At 57.0% G+C, this 14,830-nt stretch carries 16 protein-coding genes and 2 pseudogenes; 7 read left to right on the forward strand and 11 right to left on the reverse strand.

What is annotated here, in order from left to right:
- Positions 1 to 273 precede the first annotated feature (273 nt).
- The 3 genes from MHN28_RS24095 to MHN28_RS24105 form a co-directional block, all read right to left on the reverse strand.
- Positions 274 to 588, reverse strand: a complete 315-nt coding sequence (locus tag MHN28_RS24095) for a DUF1244 domain-containing protein (RefSeq protein ID WP_239345520.1) — start codon at positions 586 to 588, stop codon at positions 274 to 276.
- Positions 589 to 700: 112 nt separating this feature from the next.
- Positions 701 to 940 carry a DUF6868 family protein gene (locus MHN28_RS24100; protein ID WP_239345522.1) on the reverse strand — a complete coding sequence of 80 codons (240 nt, stop codon included), beginning with the start codon at positions 938 to 940 and terminating at the stop codon, positions 701 to 703.
- 87 nt (positions 941 to 1,027) lie between these two features.
- Positions 1,028 to 1,765 (reverse strand): N-formylglutamate amidohydrolase, encoded by a 738-nt coding sequence (locus tag MHN28_RS24105; RefSeq protein ID WP_239345524.1) that lies wholly within the window; start codon positions 1,763 to 1,765, stop codon positions 1,028 to 1,030.
- Between the two features lie 132 nt (positions 1,766 to 1,897).
- Between MHN28_RS24105 and pyk the strand changes: the two genes are divergently transcribed.
- From pyk to MHN28_RS25180, 6 genes are all read left to right on the forward strand, one after another.
- The gene (gene pyk, locus MHN28_RS24110) at positions 1,898 to 3,343 is read left to right on the forward strand and encodes a pyruvate kinase (protein WP_239345526.1); all 1,446 of its coding nucleotides are present in this window, start codon (positions 1,898 to 1,900) and stop codon (positions 3,341 to 3,343) included.
- Positions 3,344 to 3,589: 246 nt separating this feature from the next.
- Positions 3,590 to 4,027 carry a universal stress protein gene (locus tag MHN28_RS24115; RefSeq protein ID WP_239345528.1) on the forward strand — a complete coding sequence of 146 codons (438 nt, stop codon included), beginning with the start codon at positions 3,590 to 3,592 and terminating at the stop codon, positions 4,025 to 4,027.
- A gap of 14 nt (positions 4,028 to 4,041) precedes the next feature.
- On the forward strand, positions 4,042 to 5,592 hold the full coding sequence (locus MHN28_RS24120; RefSeq protein WP_239345530.1) for a sodium:alanine symporter family protein: 1,551 nt from the start codon (positions 4,042 to 4,044) through the stop codon (positions 5,590 to 5,592).
- A 182-nt stretch (positions 5,593 to 5,774) separates the two neighbouring features.
- Positions 5,775 to 5,975 carry a 50S ribosomal protein L35 gene (rpmI, locus tag MHN28_RS24125; RefSeq protein ID WP_010443552.1) on the forward strand — a complete coding sequence of 67 codons (201 nt, stop codon included), beginning with the start codon at positions 5,775 to 5,777 and terminating at the stop codon, positions 5,973 to 5,975.
- Between the two features lie 14 nt (positions 5,976 to 5,989).
- Positions 5,990 to 6,355: a 50S ribosomal protein L20 gene (rplT, locus tag MHN28_RS24130; RefSeq protein ID WP_008756009.1), complete on the forward strand. Its 366-nt coding sequence runs from the start codon at positions 5,990 to 5,992 to the stop codon at positions 6,353 to 6,355.
- Between the two features lie 134 nt (positions 6,356 to 6,489).
- The gene (locus MHN28_RS25180; protein ID WP_370645804.1) at positions 6,490 to 6,894 is read left to right on the forward strand and encodes a GNAT family N-acetyltransferase; all 405 of its coding nucleotides are present in this window, start codon (positions 6,490 to 6,492) and stop codon (positions 6,892 to 6,894) included.
- A 32-nt stretch (positions 6,895 to 6,926) separates the two neighbouring features.
- Here the strand turns inward: MHN28_RS25180 and MHN28_RS24135 are convergent, their stop codons facing one another.
- A complete protein-coding gene (locus tag MHN28_RS24135) occupies positions 6,927 to 7,388 on the reverse strand; it encodes a hypothetical protein (RefSeq protein ID WP_239345531.1) in 462 nt (153 codons plus the stop codon).
- A gap of 162 nt (positions 7,389 to 7,550) precedes the next feature.
- Complete coding sequence (locus tag MHN28_RS24140) at positions 7,551 to 8,948, reverse strand: aspartate aminotransferase family protein (protein ID WP_239345532.1); 1,398 nt, start codon at positions 8,946 to 8,948, stop codon at positions 7,551 to 7,553.
- A 220-nt stretch (positions 8,949 to 9,168) separates the two neighbouring features.
- Here MHN28_RS24140 and MHN28_RS24145 point away from each other — a divergent pair, with 220 nt between their 5' ends.
- Positions 9,169 to 10,797, forward strand: a complete 1,629-nt coding sequence (locus MHN28_RS24145; protein ID WP_239345534.1) for an acyl-CoA synthetase — start codon at positions 9,169 to 9,171, stop codon at positions 10,795 to 10,797.
- Here the strand turns inward: MHN28_RS24145 and MHN28_RS24150 are convergent.
- From MHN28_RS24150 to MHN28_RS24175, 6 genes and pseudogenes are all read right to left on the reverse strand, one after another.
- Complete coding sequence (locus tag MHN28_RS24150; protein ID WP_239345536.1) at positions 10,794 to 11,135, reverse strand: DOPA 4,5-dioxygenase family protein; 342 nt, start codon at positions 11,133 to 11,135, stop codon at positions 10,794 to 10,796. The genes MHN28_RS24145 and MHN28_RS24150 overlap by 4 nt on opposite strands.
- An 86-nt stretch (positions 11,136 to 11,221) precedes the next feature.
- Positions 11,222 to 11,860: pseudogene (gene maiA, locus MHN28_RS24155) on the reverse strand (maleylacetoacetate isomerase).
- Between the two features lie 18 nt (positions 11,861 to 11,878).
- Positions 11,879 to 12,076 (reverse strand): DUF2783 domain-containing protein, encoded by a 198-nt coding sequence (locus tag MHN28_RS24160; protein ID WP_239345538.1) that lies wholly within the window; start codon positions 12,074 to 12,076, stop codon positions 11,879 to 11,881.
- Positions 12,077 to 12,081: 5 nt separating this feature from the next.
- On the reverse strand, positions 12,082 to 13,692 hold the full coding sequence (locus MHN28_RS24165; protein ID WP_239345544.1) for an FAD-dependent oxidoreductase: 1,611 nt from the start codon (positions 13,690 to 13,692) through the stop codon (positions 12,082 to 12,084).
- A 315-nt stretch (positions 13,693 to 14,007) separates the two neighbouring features.
- On the reverse strand, positions 14,008 to 14,544 hold the full coding sequence (locus MHN28_RS24170) for a dihydrofolate reductase family protein (RefSeq protein WP_239345540.1): 537 nt from the start codon (positions 14,542 to 14,544) through the stop codon (positions 14,008 to 14,010).
- 5 nt (positions 14,545 to 14,549) lie between these two features.
- Positions 14,550 to 14,830: pseudogene (locus MHN28_RS24175) on the reverse strand (fumarylacetoacetate hydrolase family protein); the annotation flags it as partial.

Consider the following 14,830-nt stretch of genomic DNA (forward strand, 5'->3'; position numbering starts at 1 on the left):
TCACAGAACAGCGCCGCCTGTGCCTCTTGCCTTGGTCCCATCATGGCTGATCCTCCCCTCCATTACAGGAATTGAATCAGCAGTTCAGCCCTTGAGCAAGGAAGAGCTTTTCAACAAAATATGGCCACGCTGGTCTTCGATGCAGTAGGTAAGTTCGTCTGAGTAGGTCTCGAACCTGACATTAAGGTGTTGCTGATCGCGCAGCCGCTGGCACGTGATCAGCAACACTTTTGGTAAAAGGCTTGGTATTTGGAGGGCTTTTTCAGAGAGGTCTTAGCCTTTTTTGCCGACGTTCTCTTCGAAAGCGACCTTGAAAGCGGCCTGTTTTTCGGGGCTGGCGTCGGTCTGGTATTTGGTCTTCCACTCATCCATGGTCATGCCATAGAAAATCTCGCGGGCCTCGTCTTTGCCCATCTTAATGCCTTTTTCATTGGCGGCTTCCTGATACCAGCGCGACAGGCAGTTGCGGCAGAACCCGGCCAGATTCATCATGTCGATGTTCTGCACGTCCTTGCGGTCTTCCATCAGGTGCTTTTGCAACCGGCGGAACGCGGCGGCCTGAAGTTCGATTTCGGTTTGCTTGTCCATGGTCTGGCTCCGACTGGTTTTCTGGCGTCCTGAGCCTGATTTAACGATCCAAACGCGGTGTTACAATAAACACGAAGGGCCTTGCGGCCCTTCGCAGCCTTGGACATTGGTCCTATGCCAGTTTAAATGCCAGCCAGGGCATCAGGCAGAACACAATTGTCAGAATCTTATAGTTGGCAAGATATCTGAAATAGGCCCTTTTGACCTCTGCGCGTTCCATTTGGAACATTCTGCTGTGTATCCCGGCGATCCAGTCTCGAAAGCCAATGATCATCAGCGTGGTAAAGAGCAGAAGGGCGATGTTTAGGACCGTCATCCAGCCGAAGACGGTCGTCAGGAATTCCTGAGTCATGGTCGTCTCCTTTCCTCAAATATATGGGGTTCAGGAGATGCGCTCACAATGACGTGAGCACCGAAAACGGCCCGCATTGACCCAACGTCACAATACGCTTTCGTCCAGTGCATCCTGCAGGATCGGTGCCAGACGTTCCGCCCATTCCCGTTGCCCTGCATTATCTGCAATCAGGTCATTTCGGAGCTCGATCAACGCATTAGGGCGTCCAAAGCTGGTACAGTGCTTGTCAATCGCATCACCCGGCAAAACGCCGGTATACGGCTCATTGACGCCAACACGCAGATCGCCTTCGACCTCGAGCCGGTTGATAAGGGGGCGCGAGAACCGTTCGTCTGGGGTGTGCAAAATCCCGATGTGCCATGGACGCGGTTCACGCCCCCGCAGCTGCCGTGTGAATGAGTGCATGGAAACGACCACCGCATGGGGCAGCGCAGCCATCTGCGCCAGTGCATCATGATAGGGGCGGTAGCACATGTTCAGGCGTCGTTCACGCTCGGCCGCGTCAGCGTGGCGATTGCCGGGAATGATCGAGCCATCATACAGTTTCATCAACAGGGTCGGATCATCCTCACCCCGGTTCGGATCGATCACGAGCCGTGAGAAATTGGCGGCGATCACCGGCGCGCTCAGGATCTCTCCCAGTTGTTTCGATACCTCATAGGCGCCGACGTCATAGGCGATGTGACGCTCCATATCCTCGCGCGGCAAACCAAGGTCGCCCTCGTTGATTTCGGGTGGAACAGTGTTGGTTGCGTGGTCGCATGTGATCAGCCAACGCGAGGGGCGATCAGCACCGTGGATAAAAAACGGGGAATACGTCATAAGCCTGTCATCTAGTTTGTCGCACGTGTAGGGCAGTTGCTTTGAAAAGGGAATTGCGCAATAAGCGGCCTGAGCAATGTTTGCGGTAACATTTGTACGGACACAAGAGACGACGTTAGGAGAGCAAGACCAATGCGACGCCTGAGAAATGTAAAAATCGTGGCGACGCTGGGACCGGCGTCGAATGACTATGACACCATCCGCGCATTGCACGAAGCGGGCGCGGACGTTTTCCGCCTGAACATGAGCCACGGCAGCCACGATGAGATCCGTGAACGGCACCGCATTATCCGTCAGGTAGAAAAGGACTTGGAAAGCCCGATTGCCATTCTGGCTGACCTGCAAGGCCCGAAGCTGCGGGTTGGTGTCTTTGGCAATGATGCCGAGGATCTGGAAGTTGGGGCCGACTTCCGTCTGGACCTCGACCCCGCGCCTGGCGACATCAGCCGCGTTTGCCTGCCGCATCCCGAGATTTTTGCCGCACTGGAACCTGGCGCCCGTCTGTTGGTCAATGACGGCAAAATTCGCCTGATCGTGAAAGACTGCGGTCAGGATTTCGCCAATTGTACGGTTGAGGTCGGCGGCACGATTTCAAACCGCAAGGGCGTGAACGTTCCCGATGTGGTGCTGCCGCTGGCGGCCTTGTCCGCCAAGGACCGCGACGATCTGGAATTTGTCTGCCAATTGGGCGTGGACTGGCTGGCACTGAGCTTTGTGCAGCGTGCCAAGGACGTGTTTGAGGCGCGGGCACTTGCTGATGGTCGGGCGTCCATCCTGTCCAAGATCGAAAAGCCCGCCGCGGTTGAGGCGTTTGACGACATTCTGGACGCCTCGGACGGGATCATGGTCGCACGCGGTGATCTCGGTGTTGAGCTGCCGGTATCCGCGGTTCCGCCGATCCAGAAACGGCTGGTGCGGAAATGCCGTGGAGCGGCAAAGCCGGTCATCGTCGCCACCCAGATGCTGGAGAGCATGATCGAAAGCCCGATGCCCACCCGGGCCGAAGTGTCGGACGTCGCAACCGCGATTTATGAAGGTACAGATGCGATCATGCTCAGTGCTGAGTCGGCCGCCGGTTCCTATCCGATCGAGGCCGTGCAAACCATGAACAAGGTCGCCATCGAGGTCGAGGCCGACCCGACCTACACGCAGATCATCGCGGCATCCCGCACGGCCAAAGGGCACTCTGTCGCGGATGGCATTGTGGCCGCCGCGCGTGAGATTGCCGAAAAGACGGATATCAAAGCGATTTGCTGCTTCACCCAAAGCGGCACGACCGCGTTGCTGACTGCTCGGGAGCGTCCCGGCGTTCCAATCATCGCTATGACGCCGGCCACCGGAACCGCACGGCGCCTGTGCCTGAGCTGGGGATGCCATTGCGTGATGACCCCCGAGCTGGAGCGTTTTAAGGGCGCAGTCGTAAATGCCGCCCGCGCCGCGCGTGCTGGCGGGTTTGCGTCCGAGGCTGATCAGATCGTTGTGACTGCGGGCGTCCCATTCAACGTACCCGGAACCACCAATATTCTACGCATCGCACCCTGTGATGAACGTCTGATCTACAATACTGACCCCGGTTAAACCGAGAGAATTAAGGCGCGCCGCAAGCCTATGCTTCCGACGGTGCGCCTAATTTTTACGCAGAAAATATACAATTATTTCAATGATAAGCCGAATTTATGGTTGAGCTCGGAAGATAACCCTCTATTTTTCGGTGTTTTTCCGGGATACTTACCCACAGGGCGGTCTACTCATTAAGTTCCAGGTTCCGGCTGCCCTGCCGGGGGCACGGGTCCCGGACAACCAAAAATATATTGGAGGAACGACATGACAACAAAAATTGTCATTGGACTGGACGGGACAGAAACCGGAGAGCGTGCGGTTGCCTTTGCCAAAGATCTGGCAAAACGCATCGGAACGTGTGAACTGCTGGTTGTTTACGTCATCGAATGGTCCCCATTCACTTTTCAGACGCCGGAAGAAAACGCGCTTCGGCACAAGCGACGTGAAGAAGAGGTCGCCTTGGCCACTAACCGCATCGTCACTCCAGTTGTGGATGCACTGACCGCAGAAGGGTTTACGGCAAATGGCGTTGTGCGCCACGGCGACGTGGCTGAAACCCTGAACACAATCACTGTCGAAAACGGCGGCACGCAAATCATCGTCGGGCGCGCCTCGGCGGATGGGTTCAAGAAACGCCTGTTTGGCAGTTCGACCCAGAATCTGGTCATGCATGCCGATGTGCCGGTCACGGTCGTCAATTGAGGGGAGGGACAAGAATGAACATGTTTAAACATCCTGGTCTGGCCGCAGCGGCCGCCCTGTTCGCCAGCCCCGCATTTGCCCAGGAGGCTCCGGGTCTGGACGATAAGATCAATCAGGCATTCGCCGATTTCACCGGGCCGTTCGTCAGCTTCATCTTTGCCCCGTTTCCCGGCACCAGCGTGCCGTGGATCGTGTGTTGGCTGGTTATCGCCGCGACTGTTTTCACACTGTATTTTGCCTTTGTGCAGCTTAGGTTCTTTGGCCACGCGATCAGCCTTGTGAAGGGTGACTACTCCGATCCCAACGATGCGGGTGAGGTCAGCCACTTTCAGGCTCTGGCCACGGCGCTGTCGGGTACGGTTGGTCTGGGCAACATCGCCGGTGTGGCGGTGGCCGTCGGCATCGGCGGACCAGGTGCGACCTTCTGGATGATCGTTGCCGGTCTGCTGGGCATGGCGTCAAAGTTCACCGAATGTACTTTGGGTGTGAAGTACCGCAATGAATACGACGATGGCACCGTTTCAGGTGGCCCGATGTATTATATGTCCAAAGGGTTCAATGAACTGGGTCTGCCGGGCGGTAAGATTCTGGCGGTTCTGTTCTCGATCTTCTGTATCCTCGGCGCGCTGGGTGGGGGCAATATGTTCCAGGCCAATCAGGCACACCAGCAAATCGCGGGTATCACCGGAGACTATCCCGGCTGGATCACCGGCCTTGTCTTCGCAGGTATCGTGTTTGCGGTGATCGTCGGTGGCCTGAAGTCCATCGCCCGGGTCACCGAAAAGGTCGTGCCGTTCATGGGTGTCATGTACGTTCTAGCGGCTCTGGTTATCATCATCATGCATGCCGATCAAATCGGTTGGGCCTTTGGCCAGATCTTCGCAGGCGCCTTTACCGGCCTCGGCGTTGCTGGCGGCATGGTCGGTGCGCTGATTCAGGGTTTCCGCCGTGCGGCGTTTTCGAACGAAGCGGGGGTGGGTTCTGCGGCGATTGCGCACTCGGCTGTGCGGACCAGTGAGCCGATAACGGAAGGCTTTGTATCCCTGTTGGAACCGTTCATCGATACGGTCGTGATCTGTACCATGACCGCGCTGGTGATTATCATCACCCAGCAGTTGATCATCGACCCGGAAACCGGTCTCTACATGCTGACCGAAGATGGCAGTGCGATTGCAACTGTCGACGGTAACTCGGGCGTCAGCCTGACATCGGCGGCCTTCGCAAGTGCCTTCGGCTGGTTCCCATATGTGCTGGCCATCGCGGTGGTTCTGTTTGCCTTCTCGACCATGATCAGCTGGTCCTATTATGGCCTCAAGGCCTGGACCTATCTGTTCGGCGAAGGTCATACCAAGGAGCTGATCTTCAAGATCATCTTCTGCGTCTTCGTGGTGATTGGTGCGGCGGCCAACCTCGGGCCGGTCATCGACTTCTCGGATGCGGCGATCTTTGCGATGGCGGTGGTGAATGTCTTTGCGCTCTACTTCCTGATGAAAGTGGTACGGGAAGAGCTGGCCAGCTATGCGAGCCGACTGAAGACCGGCGAAATCCGCAAATTCGAACATTAATTCAAACCACTGGGGCGGCTATTGTCGCCCCGGTGCCTGACCAGGCTATGAAAACCGCAGTTTCTGGCCGAATCCCCCTTGCCAGTATGACCATTCTTGCGTAAACGGCGCTTCTGATCGCGTGACCGGCCGAGATGGCATGCCGAGTCGCGTCTGAAACCGAACCCCGAAAGGAGACGGAAATGCCTAAGATGAAGACAAAGTCGAGTGCCAAAAAGCGCTTTAAGGTGACTGCGACCGGTAAGGTCCTTGCTGGCCAGGCCGGCAAACGGCACGGCATGATCAAGCGGACCAAGAAATTCATCCGCGACGCCCGTGGTAACACCACCCTGTCCGCCCCCGACGCCAAGATCGTCAAGGGCTACATGCCCTACGACCGCTAAGAGGAGATTAAGAGATGTCCCGCGTTAAAGGTGGAACCGTAACTCACGCCCGTCACAAGAAGGTCATCAAGGCCGCCAAAGGTTACTATGGCCGCCGCAAGAGCACCTTCAAGGTTGCCCGTCAGGCCGTCGACAAGGCGAACCAGTATGCAACCCGCGACCGTAAGAACCGCAAGCGCAACTTCCGCGCGCTGTGGATCCAGCGCATCAACGCTGCTGTCCGTTCGCATGACGAAGCACTTACATATTCCCGCTTCATCAACGGCCTGAACCTGGCCGGTATCGAAGTGGACCGCAAAGTTCTGGCCGACCTGGCCGTGCACGAACCGGAAGCGTTCGGCGCGATTGTCGCCAAAGCTCAGGCCGCTCTGGCTGCCTGATCCTCTTTCGAGAGACAGTGAAAGAAGGGCCGTCCTGTTTGGGGCGGCCTTTTTTGATCAGCGATGGATCAACTGTCTATGTTCCGTCAGCAAATACGCTTCAAGTTGAAATTTTGTTTTGATAACCAGAAGATATGCTTGGTATCAATCTGACATACGATTTGACGCAAATCGACGTTGAGAAACTCTGTTCTTCCATTCAAGATGAATATTGGGGGAAGAATTTATCTAAAGATCAAATCCTTACATCTTTCCGCTACTCGTCCTGTGTCATTGCGTTGATGGAAGAACGGCAAGTCGGATTCGCAAGGGCCGTGTCCGACCGCGTAACCTGTTCGCATGTTAAGGATTTTCTGGTGTTCTCAGAGTGCCGAGGGCAAGGTGTCGGGCGACACTTAATGAATGGCCTGCTGGATCACCCTGAACTAAAAGACGTTAAGAGTTGGTATCTGGGAACCAAAGATGCCCACGATTTCTATCAGCCTTTCGGATTCAAGAGGTCACCAGACGGAATATATATGTTCATGCATCGAGATTGATCGCTGGAATCTACATTTGCGATCTGGGGAAGCTACTTTGAGGCTTCCTTCTTCACCAATTGCGCCGCGAAAGCCACGCCGGTCCCCGGTCCGGCATAGGTGACCATGATCACGTCATCCAGATAGACGCCGTTGAAAATCCCGGCTGAAACGTCCTCACCTGAAATCCCGGCTTCAGCCAGCACAAAGCGGGTCGGTTCGTCCAGGCTGAAAGTGCCCATGGCTTCTTCGACTATCCATTCGGTGTCTCCGATCCGACGCCAGCGGTTAGTTGCCGTAATCAGGTTGCCGTCCAGCTTGGTGATCTCCAGCTCCATTTCGGTCTTCAGCAGACCTTTCTCGTGGTTCGGGTTCGATTTGGCGAAGGCCACCAGGTAAGTGCCATGCCAAGTGCCGACGATCTGGGGGAAGCCACTACCGTCATCGGCGCTGGACGGGGTGGCGACCGCAAGAAGGGCAAGGGTGGCAAGGCTCCGGAGAAAGTTCAGTACCATTGGTCACGTCTCCTGCATGGGATGAGATAGCGGCAGGGTACGCGAGTCGGCCCGTTTGACAAACCCCCACAAGAAAACACAAAAAAACCGGCGCGGTGGGCGCGCCGGTTCAAGTTCATCTGCCGGAAGTGCGTGAGTGGTGGCAGATGTATTCAGTTAGGTTCAGCCGAACACGCGACCCAGCGCGCCGTCGACCGCGTCGGTGATTTGGTCGATGTCGTCTGCGGTTGCGATCAGCGCCGGCGAGAAGCACAGCGTGTTGTTGCGGCTGGGGATCGAGCGGTTGGTGGCCCCGATGATGACGCCCTGCGCCATACAGTCGGCAACGACCGCCTGAACCTTCTTCTCGTCCATGGGTTCCTTGGTGGCACGGTCAGAGACCAGTTCGGCACCAAGGAACAGACCCTTGCCGCGCACGTCGCCGATGACTTTGTGCTTTTCCATTAGCGCCTGCAGGTTGTCGAACATGCGGTTGCCCATGTCAGTGCAGTTCTGCAGCAGGTTTTCGTCTTCGATGATGCGCATGTTTTCAATCGCAGCAGCCGGACCGGCGGTGCAGCCACCAAAGGTCGAGATATCGCGGAAATAGCTCATCGGGTCCGACATGTCGTCTTTGAACATGTCAAAGACTTCTTCGGTGGTGACCATAACGGCGATCGCCGCATAGCCCGAGGCGACGCCTTTGGCCATGGTCACGAAGTCAGGCTTGATGCCGTACTGCTGGTAACCAAACCAGGTGCCGGTACGACCGACGCCGCAGACAACCTCGTCGATATGCAGCAGAATGTCGTACTTCTTGCAGATTTCCTGCACGCGTTCCCAATAGCCAGCGGGCGCTTCGATCACGCCGCCGCCTGCGGTCACCGGCTCAAGGCACAGCGCACCAACGGTCTCGGGACCTTCGCGCAGGATCACCTCTTCGATGGCGTCGGCGGCTGCTTTGCCGAATGCTTCACCGGACAGGTCTTCCATGCCCAGCTCGTGCTTGCGGTATTCCATGCAGTGCGGAACACGGATGAAGTCGGGTGCGAACGGGCCGTACTGGGCCGTACGCTCGTCCTGACCGCCCGCCGACATGGTCGCCAGGGTCGAGCCGTGATAATCGCGGTCACGGTACAGGATCTTGGTTTTCTTGCCGCCATAGCGCTTGTGCGCGATCTGGCGAACCATCTTGAACGCTTTCTCGTTCGCCTCAGAGCCGGAGTTGGTGTAGTAAACGCGGCTCATACCGGGCATTTTGTCGATCAGCTTTTCAGCAAAGATAGAACCGGGAATCGAACCTGCGGTATTGGCGAAATAGCACAGCTTCATCAGCTGGTCGTGAACCGCCTTACAGATCGATTCGCGGCCATAGCCGACGTTTACGGTCCAGACACCACCGGACACGGCATCCAGATGCTCTTTGCCGTTCTGGTCCCAGACACGCATGCCTTTACCTTCGACAATGATCTTCGGATCATTGGTTTCCAATGGCTTATGCTGCAGCAGGTGGTGCCAGATATGGGCGCGGTCTGCTTCGACTACGTGAGAAAGATCGTTTTCGTTGAACGTGCCGTCCATGACATGTCCTTTCAGAATGGCTGGTGCGCGGGGTGCCAAATATGGGCAGTCCCGGCCTTTTGTTTTCGATGGCTCAGATCACCGCGAAAGCTCTGTCGGAGATAGGGCCAGATTGCACCATCCCGTAATTCCAGTCCATGACCGCGCCGTATTTTTACGGGTTTGTCAGATGACCCACTTTGTGCTCAATTCGCCGGAATTGAAGAGGGAGGATCAGCAAATGACACAAGCCAACATCTATGAGCGTCATTTGGACAAATGCCGGGCAAATTACACGCCACTGTCGCCGCTGAGTTTTATCGAGCGGACCGCGCTGATCTACCCGGATTATCCTTCGGTGGTTTATGGCGAACGCCGTTTCACATGGGCTGAAACCTATGCCCGCTGCCGACGTATGGCCGGCGCATTGACTGCACGTGGTATCGGGGCGGGTGACACGGTTTCGATCATCGCTGCCAACATCCCCGAGATGTATGAGGCGCATTTTGGCGTACCCATGGCGGGTGCCGTCCTGAACACCATCAACACGCGGCTGGACGCGCCGATCATTGCCTTCATCCTGAATCACGCGGAATCCAGGATTCTGCTCGTCGACCCCGAGTTTTCGGGCATGGTGAAAGAGGCGCTGAAACAGGTCGATCACGACCTACTGGTTATCGATATCGAGGACCCAAGCTTTGACGGCGGCGAGAAGCTGGGCAGTCTGACCTATGACGCATTGCTGGCCGAAGGCGACCCGGAATTCGATTGGTCCCTGCCCAAAGATGAATGGGACGCGATCACGCTGAACTACACGTCCGGCACCACAGGCAATCCGAAAGGCGTCGTATACCACCACCGAGGGGCCGCGCTCAATGCGCAGTCGGACCTGTTGGATTGGAATATGCCAAAGCACTCGGTCTATCTGTGGACCCTGCCGATGTTCCACTGCAATGGTTGGTGTTTCCCGTGGGCGATGGCCGCGAATGCCGGCGTTTCGGTTTGTCTGCGGGCCGTTCGGGACGAGCCGATTTATGCGGCGTTCCGGGATGAGAAGGTGACCCATTTCTGCGGTGCACCGATCGTTCTGAACATGCTGGCAAATGCCCCCGATCACCTCAAGGATTTCGATCACGAGATCAAAGTGATGACTGCTGGTGCGCCGCCGCCCGCCGCCGTCATCGAAAGTATGGAAAAAATGGGGGTTGAAGTCACCCATGTTTACGGGCTGACCGAGACTTATGGTCCCTCCGTCGTCTGCGCCTGGAAATACGAATGGAACGACAAAGGGGCCGAAGAACGCGCGGCGCTCAAGGTCCGTCAGGGCGTTCGTTACTCGGCTTTGTCAGGGCTGATGGTTGCCGACCCGGATACGCTGGAACCTGTGCCCGCCGATGGCGAGACAATGGGCGAGATATTCATGCAGGGCAACGTTGTGATGAAGGGCTACCTGAAGAATGCCGAGGCCACGGACAAGGCATTCAGGGGCGGTTGGTTTGCGTCGGGCGACCTGGGTGTGATGCACCCAGACGGCTATATCGCGCTCAAGGATCGGTCCAAAGACATCATCATTTCGGGGGGCGAGAATATCTCGTCAGTCGAGGTCGAGGATATCCTTTATAAGCATCCCGCCGTGATGGAAGCCGCCGTGGTTGCGCGTCCGGATGACAAATGGGGCGAAACACCTTGTGCGTTCATCGAGCTAAAGCCAAATGCGCAGGCGACCGATGCTGAGATCATCGCGTTTTGCCGGGACAACATGGCCCATTTTAAGGCCCCCAAGACGGTGGTGTTCGGACCTTTGCCCAAGACCTCGACCGGAAAAATTCAAAAGTTCAAATTGCGGGATCAGGCGCGGGCGCTGACTTAAGCGCCCAACTTGTCAAAGATCGACAGATCAAGATCCAGCATTTCACCCATCCAGATGGACCGATCCCGGTGATCCGCAAGATGATCACCGGTTTCCGGGTGGGTGAAGATGGTCAGGCCCTGACGGTTCAGCATCAACCACGGAATCACCTGATCAAATGCGTCAGGGCCAAAGCCCAGCTGGCAACTCCACCGGGGATGGGGGCCGACGTTGCGGGTGTGCATCCGACCCACTTGAACGGGAAACAGGCGCGCCGCCTCTTCGCAGACCTGTTGGGCGATGTCCTGTGTTTCGGCGTCGAAATAGACGTGGGCATGATAACCGGTGATTTCAGGCATGTAGACCTCCCGCTTTGGTTTCGACGTATTTAGGTAGGTACCACATGCATTACCATTTGCGCCCACACACAGCCGTTGTGCGCAGTTCAAGATGGTGCATTGGCGTCAGGGTATGCTGCAACAAAGGCAGGATGCTCAACGCAGGCGCTTTCGACACTCAGGATGCGGGGCAGGCTGGTCAGGTCAACTTCCCATTGGCGTGCGTTGTGCATCTGCGGGACAAGGCACAGATCGGCCAGTCCGGGTTGGTTTCCGGTGCAGTATGGGGCCTGTTCAAAGTTCGACAGAAGCGTTTAGAACGCCAGCAAACCTGGGCGGATGAAATGGCGCATCCAGTCCCCGGGCATACCGACCGCCCCATCGCGGAGGTTGGTCGCATATTGCGCAACCGACAGATTGCAGACCGGTTGCACATCAACGGCAATGGATTGCGCGAGCGCCATCGCCTGCGCGCGACCCGCAGGATCGGACGGCAATAACCCCAGACCCCGCGCCTGATCCAGATAGTCGATGATGGCCAGCGATTGCGTCAGCCGTAGCCCATCAATTTCCAGTACTGGAACCAGCCCTTGCGGATTGCGCGCCAGATGGCTCATTGATTTCTGATCGCCGGTCCTCAGATCGACTGCGACGGCCTCATAGTCGATCCCGGCCAGGTTAAGCGCAATTCGGACCCTGTAACTGGCCGAAGACCGCCAGAAATCATACAGCACCACGCTTCTCATGCCGTTCTCCTTAATCCATCAGCTGTCTTTCAGCGTGGCGGCTTTCAGAGCTTGTGACAAGACGTCCTCGTTTCCGATGTGATTGGCCAGGATCAGCACCAGACGCGCATTCAGGGCGTCGCTGTCGGGCCTGCCCAGCCCGTCATGGGCGGTCACCAGATCGGCGTAGAATCCGTCGGCATTGTCCAGATTGGGGGTGAGGATCAGATCGGTCATGTCGCTTACTCCTTACCGGTTGCGCGGCGTATCGCCTGCCGGAATGCGTTTTCCTCGAACGTGTCACGCCGCGCGGCAACGTGTTGATCCGGGCGGATCAAATAAGCCGCGCTGGCAGCATCACCCAGATATCGGCGTTTCAGTTCCAGCGTCGGATCATCTTTGACCGACAGCGCCAGACGCGTGGCTTCGACGCCGCCTTCTTCGATACTGTCCGGAGCATCCGCATCGATTGTCAGCAGCGTGAATTTACCTGCCAGTTTCGGCAACAGGAACTCATCGCCCAACGGCGCGTCCGGACAGGCCGAACCGGGGCGCGTGATGTCCGGCCCGTTCAATGCATCCGCCGAGCTGAGCGACGATCCGCTATAGGCGCAGGGGGTGCTCAACCGGCCGGAGTTTACTAGCGGTCGCGCAAACTCATAATGTTCGCTGAGGTCCAGGACCGCATCGCGCAACAGACGGGACATATCGGATTTCGGCGTGATGAACTCGGTCGAGCGTGTGGACATTCGGATATTCTCATCGGCCGCCTCCACCCTTTCGCGGCTGTAACTGTCCAGCAAAAGTTCGGGTGCTTTTCCGTCGATCACCAACTTCAGTTTCCAGCACAGGTTGTCCGCGTCCTGCAGTCCGGAATTGGCACCTCGGGCCCCGAACGGGCTGACCTGATGGGCGCTGTCACCGGCGAACAGAACGCGTCCATAACGGAACCGTTCCATCCGGCGGCACTGGAAGGTGTAGATCGACACCCATTCCAGATCGAACTTGACGTCTTCGCCCAGCATCGCCTTGAGGCGAGGGATAACATTCTCGGGACGCTTTTCCTGCTCTTTGTCGATGTCCCAACCCAATTGCAGGTCAATGCGCCAGACATTGTCGGGCTGCTTGTGCAGCAAAGCGGATTGTCCTCGATTGAAAGGCGGATCGAACCAGAACCAGCGCTCGCTCGGGAAATCGGCCTCCATCACCACATCGGCGATCAGGAAATTGTCTTCGAACACGCGGCCTTCGAAATCCAGACCCAGCATGCGGCGGGTGGGCGAATTCGCTCCGTCGCAGGCGATCAACCAATCAGCTTCAACGTTATAGGGGCCTTCTGGCGTCTCGACCTCAAGCTTGACGTGGTCGTCGTGGGTGCCGATGGCTTCGACCTTGTTGCGTCCGCGAATTTCAACGGGCGCGCCATCGGCCTGCAATTCCCGAATACGTTCGACAAAGGCTTTTTCGAAGTAATATTGCTGCAAGTTAATAAAGGCTGGATTGGCGTAACCCGTGTCTGGTTGCAGGTTAAACTCATAGACCTGCCGGTCGTCAAAATAGACCTTGCCGGCATCCCAGAACACGCCTTTTTCTACCATCGGTTGGCCAGCGCCAAGACGGTCTGCGATGTCCAGCGTGCGTTGCGAGAAGCAGATCGCGCGGCTGCCGAAACTAACCTTGTCATTGTCATCCAGCACGACGACCTCGACCCCTTGCTGGGCCAGATCGATTGCGGTGGCCAGGCCAATTGGCCCCGCGCCGATCACGATCACTTTGTGCCGCACCGAGCTTGCCGCATCCTGATCCGGGCTGCGTTCATAGGCATAAAGCGGGACTTCGAAGATCTTGTTCATGGGTTCTTCCCCGATACTCTGGCGCCGACGGCGCACACGATCCTGTCCTGCGGCATGGTCATGCCGAGGGCTTCGGGTCATGATTCCACCTATTTCCGCGGCGCAAAACGATCTGGATCAAGTTTGCACGACTTCTTCAGTCTTGTTGGGCCTCGCAAATCTCGAGATCGCACTACGCGATAGGTGCTGTCTACGAAGTTGCGCGTGTTTTCGATTACCCCAATCGACGAACTGCCTGCTGCCGATTTCGAAAAAAGAAATTGTCTTTTCCTACATGTATCCGCCGCTGGGACGCACAGGCATTGGCCATGTAGTTTAATGTTTTATGCTGTAGTCGATTTGCAAAATGCCGCCTGGGTGATGCGAGACTTCGGTCAGATCCAGATATCGCTGATCTCCGGGTGCAAAGCAGGGAAGACCCCGACCCAATAGGGTGGGCATGATGAAAATGCGGAGCCTATCAAACATACCCGCGTCCAATGCTGCGCGTTGCGCTTCTCCGCCGCCCATAACCCAGACACACTGATGCCCAGCCTGTTCAATGGCATTTCGCAGCGCATCGATATTTCCGGCAGCAGCCACGTGATTACCCTGATACTCCGATTGCCGCGTCAGCACGTATCCAGCGCGGTCTTCGTATGGCCAGCCCCAGCCAAGCACTTGCTCATAGGTTGACCGCCCCATGATCAGTGCGTCAATCCCGCTGATGAAGTCACCATAGCCGCCGTCGCCCCCGTCGGCTGCCAGCTTCTCGTTGAAAGGGTTGAGCCAGTCGACGCTGCCGTTCTCATCCGCAATGAACCCGTCGAGGCTCATTGCGATGTAGCCGACATATGACACGCTCTGGCACATTTCGATCACCGTTTGAACGGGTTTTTGAGCGCCGCCAGCACTTGCCCTGTGCAGTCGCCGAAGCCGATCTGGTAGCCGTCGCCTTTGGCCGCGCCGCGCAGTGTCAGCGTGTCGCCGTCCTCGATAAAGCTGCGGGTCTCACCGGTGTTGAGGGTGAATGGTTCCTTGCCGCCCCAGCTGAGTTCCAGCAGCGAGCCGCGCTCGGGTTTGGTTGGGCCGGAGATGGTGCCCGATCCCAGCAGATCACCGGTGTTCATCGGGCAGCCGGATGTGGAATGGTGCGCCA

Source organism: Ruegeria sp. Ofav3-42, assembly GCF_022347725.1.
In the GTDB taxonomy this organism is placed as follows: domain Bacteria; phylum Pseudomonadota; class Alphaproteobacteria; order Rhodobacterales; family Rhodobacteraceae; genus Ruegeria.

Bases quoted from the DNA above. Each gene is read 5' to 3' on its own strand.
- MHN28_RS24145 (WP_239345534.1), top strand. From the start codon at position 9,169: ATGACACAAGCCAACATCTATGAGCGTCATTTGGACAAATGCCGGGCA.
- pyk (WP_239345526.1), top strand. From the start codon at position 1,898: ATGCGACGCCTGAGAAATGTAAAAATCGTGGCGACGCTGGGACCGGCG.
- rpmI (WP_010443552.1), top strand. From the start codon at position 5,775: ATGCCTAAGATGAAGACAAAGTCGAGTGCCAAAAAGCGCTTTAAGGTG.
- MHN28_RS24140 (WP_239345532.1), bottom strand. From the start codon at position 8,948: ATGGACGGCACGTTCAACGAAAACGATCTTTCTCACGTAGTCGAAGCA.
- MHN28_RS24165 (WP_239345544.1), bottom strand. From the start codon at position 13,692: ATGAACAAGATCTTCGAAGTCCCGCTTTATGCCTATGAACGCAGCCCG.
- MHN28_RS24135 (WP_239345531.1), bottom strand. From the start codon at position 7,388: ATGGTACTGAACTTTCTCCGGAGCCTTGCCACCCTTGCCCTTCTTGCG.
- MHN28_RS24100 (WP_239345522.1), bottom strand. From the start codon at position 940: ATGACTCAGGAATTCCTGACGACCGTCTTCGGCTGGATGACGGTCCTA.
- MHN28_RS24170 (WP_239345540.1), bottom strand. From the start codon at position 14,544: ATGTGCCAGAGCGTGTCATATGTCGGCTACATCGCAATGAGCCTCGAC.
- MHN28_RS24095 (WP_239345520.1), bottom strand. From the start codon at position 588: ATGGACAAGCAAACCGAAATCGAACTTCAGGCCGCCGCGTTCCGCCGG.
- MHN28_RS24115 (WP_239345528.1), top strand. From the start codon at position 3,590: ATGACAACAAAAATTGTCATTGGACTGGACGGGACAGAAACCGGAGAG.
- rplT (WP_008756009.1), top strand. From the start codon at position 5,990: ATGTCCCGCGTTAAAGGTGGAACCGTAACTCACGCCCGTCACAAGAAG.
- MHN28_RS24160 (WP_239345538.1), bottom strand. From the start codon at position 12,076: ATGACCGATCTGATCCTCACCCCCAATCTGGACAATGCCGACGGATTC.
- MHN28_RS25180 (WP_370645804.1), top strand. From the start codon at position 6,490: ATGCTTGGTATCAATCTGACATACGATTTGACGCAAATCGACGTTGAG.
- MHN28_RS24105 (WP_239345524.1), bottom strand. From the start codon at position 1,765: ATGACGTATTCCCCGTTTTTTATCCACGGTGCTGATCGCCCCTCGCGT.
- MHN28_RS24120 (WP_239345530.1), top strand. From the start codon at position 4,042: ATGAACATGTTTAAACATCCTGGTCTGGCCGCAGCGGCCGCCCTGTTC.
- MHN28_RS24150 (WP_239345536.1), bottom strand. From the start codon at position 11,135: ATGCCTGAAATCACCGGTTATCATGCCCACGTCTATTTCGACGCCGAA.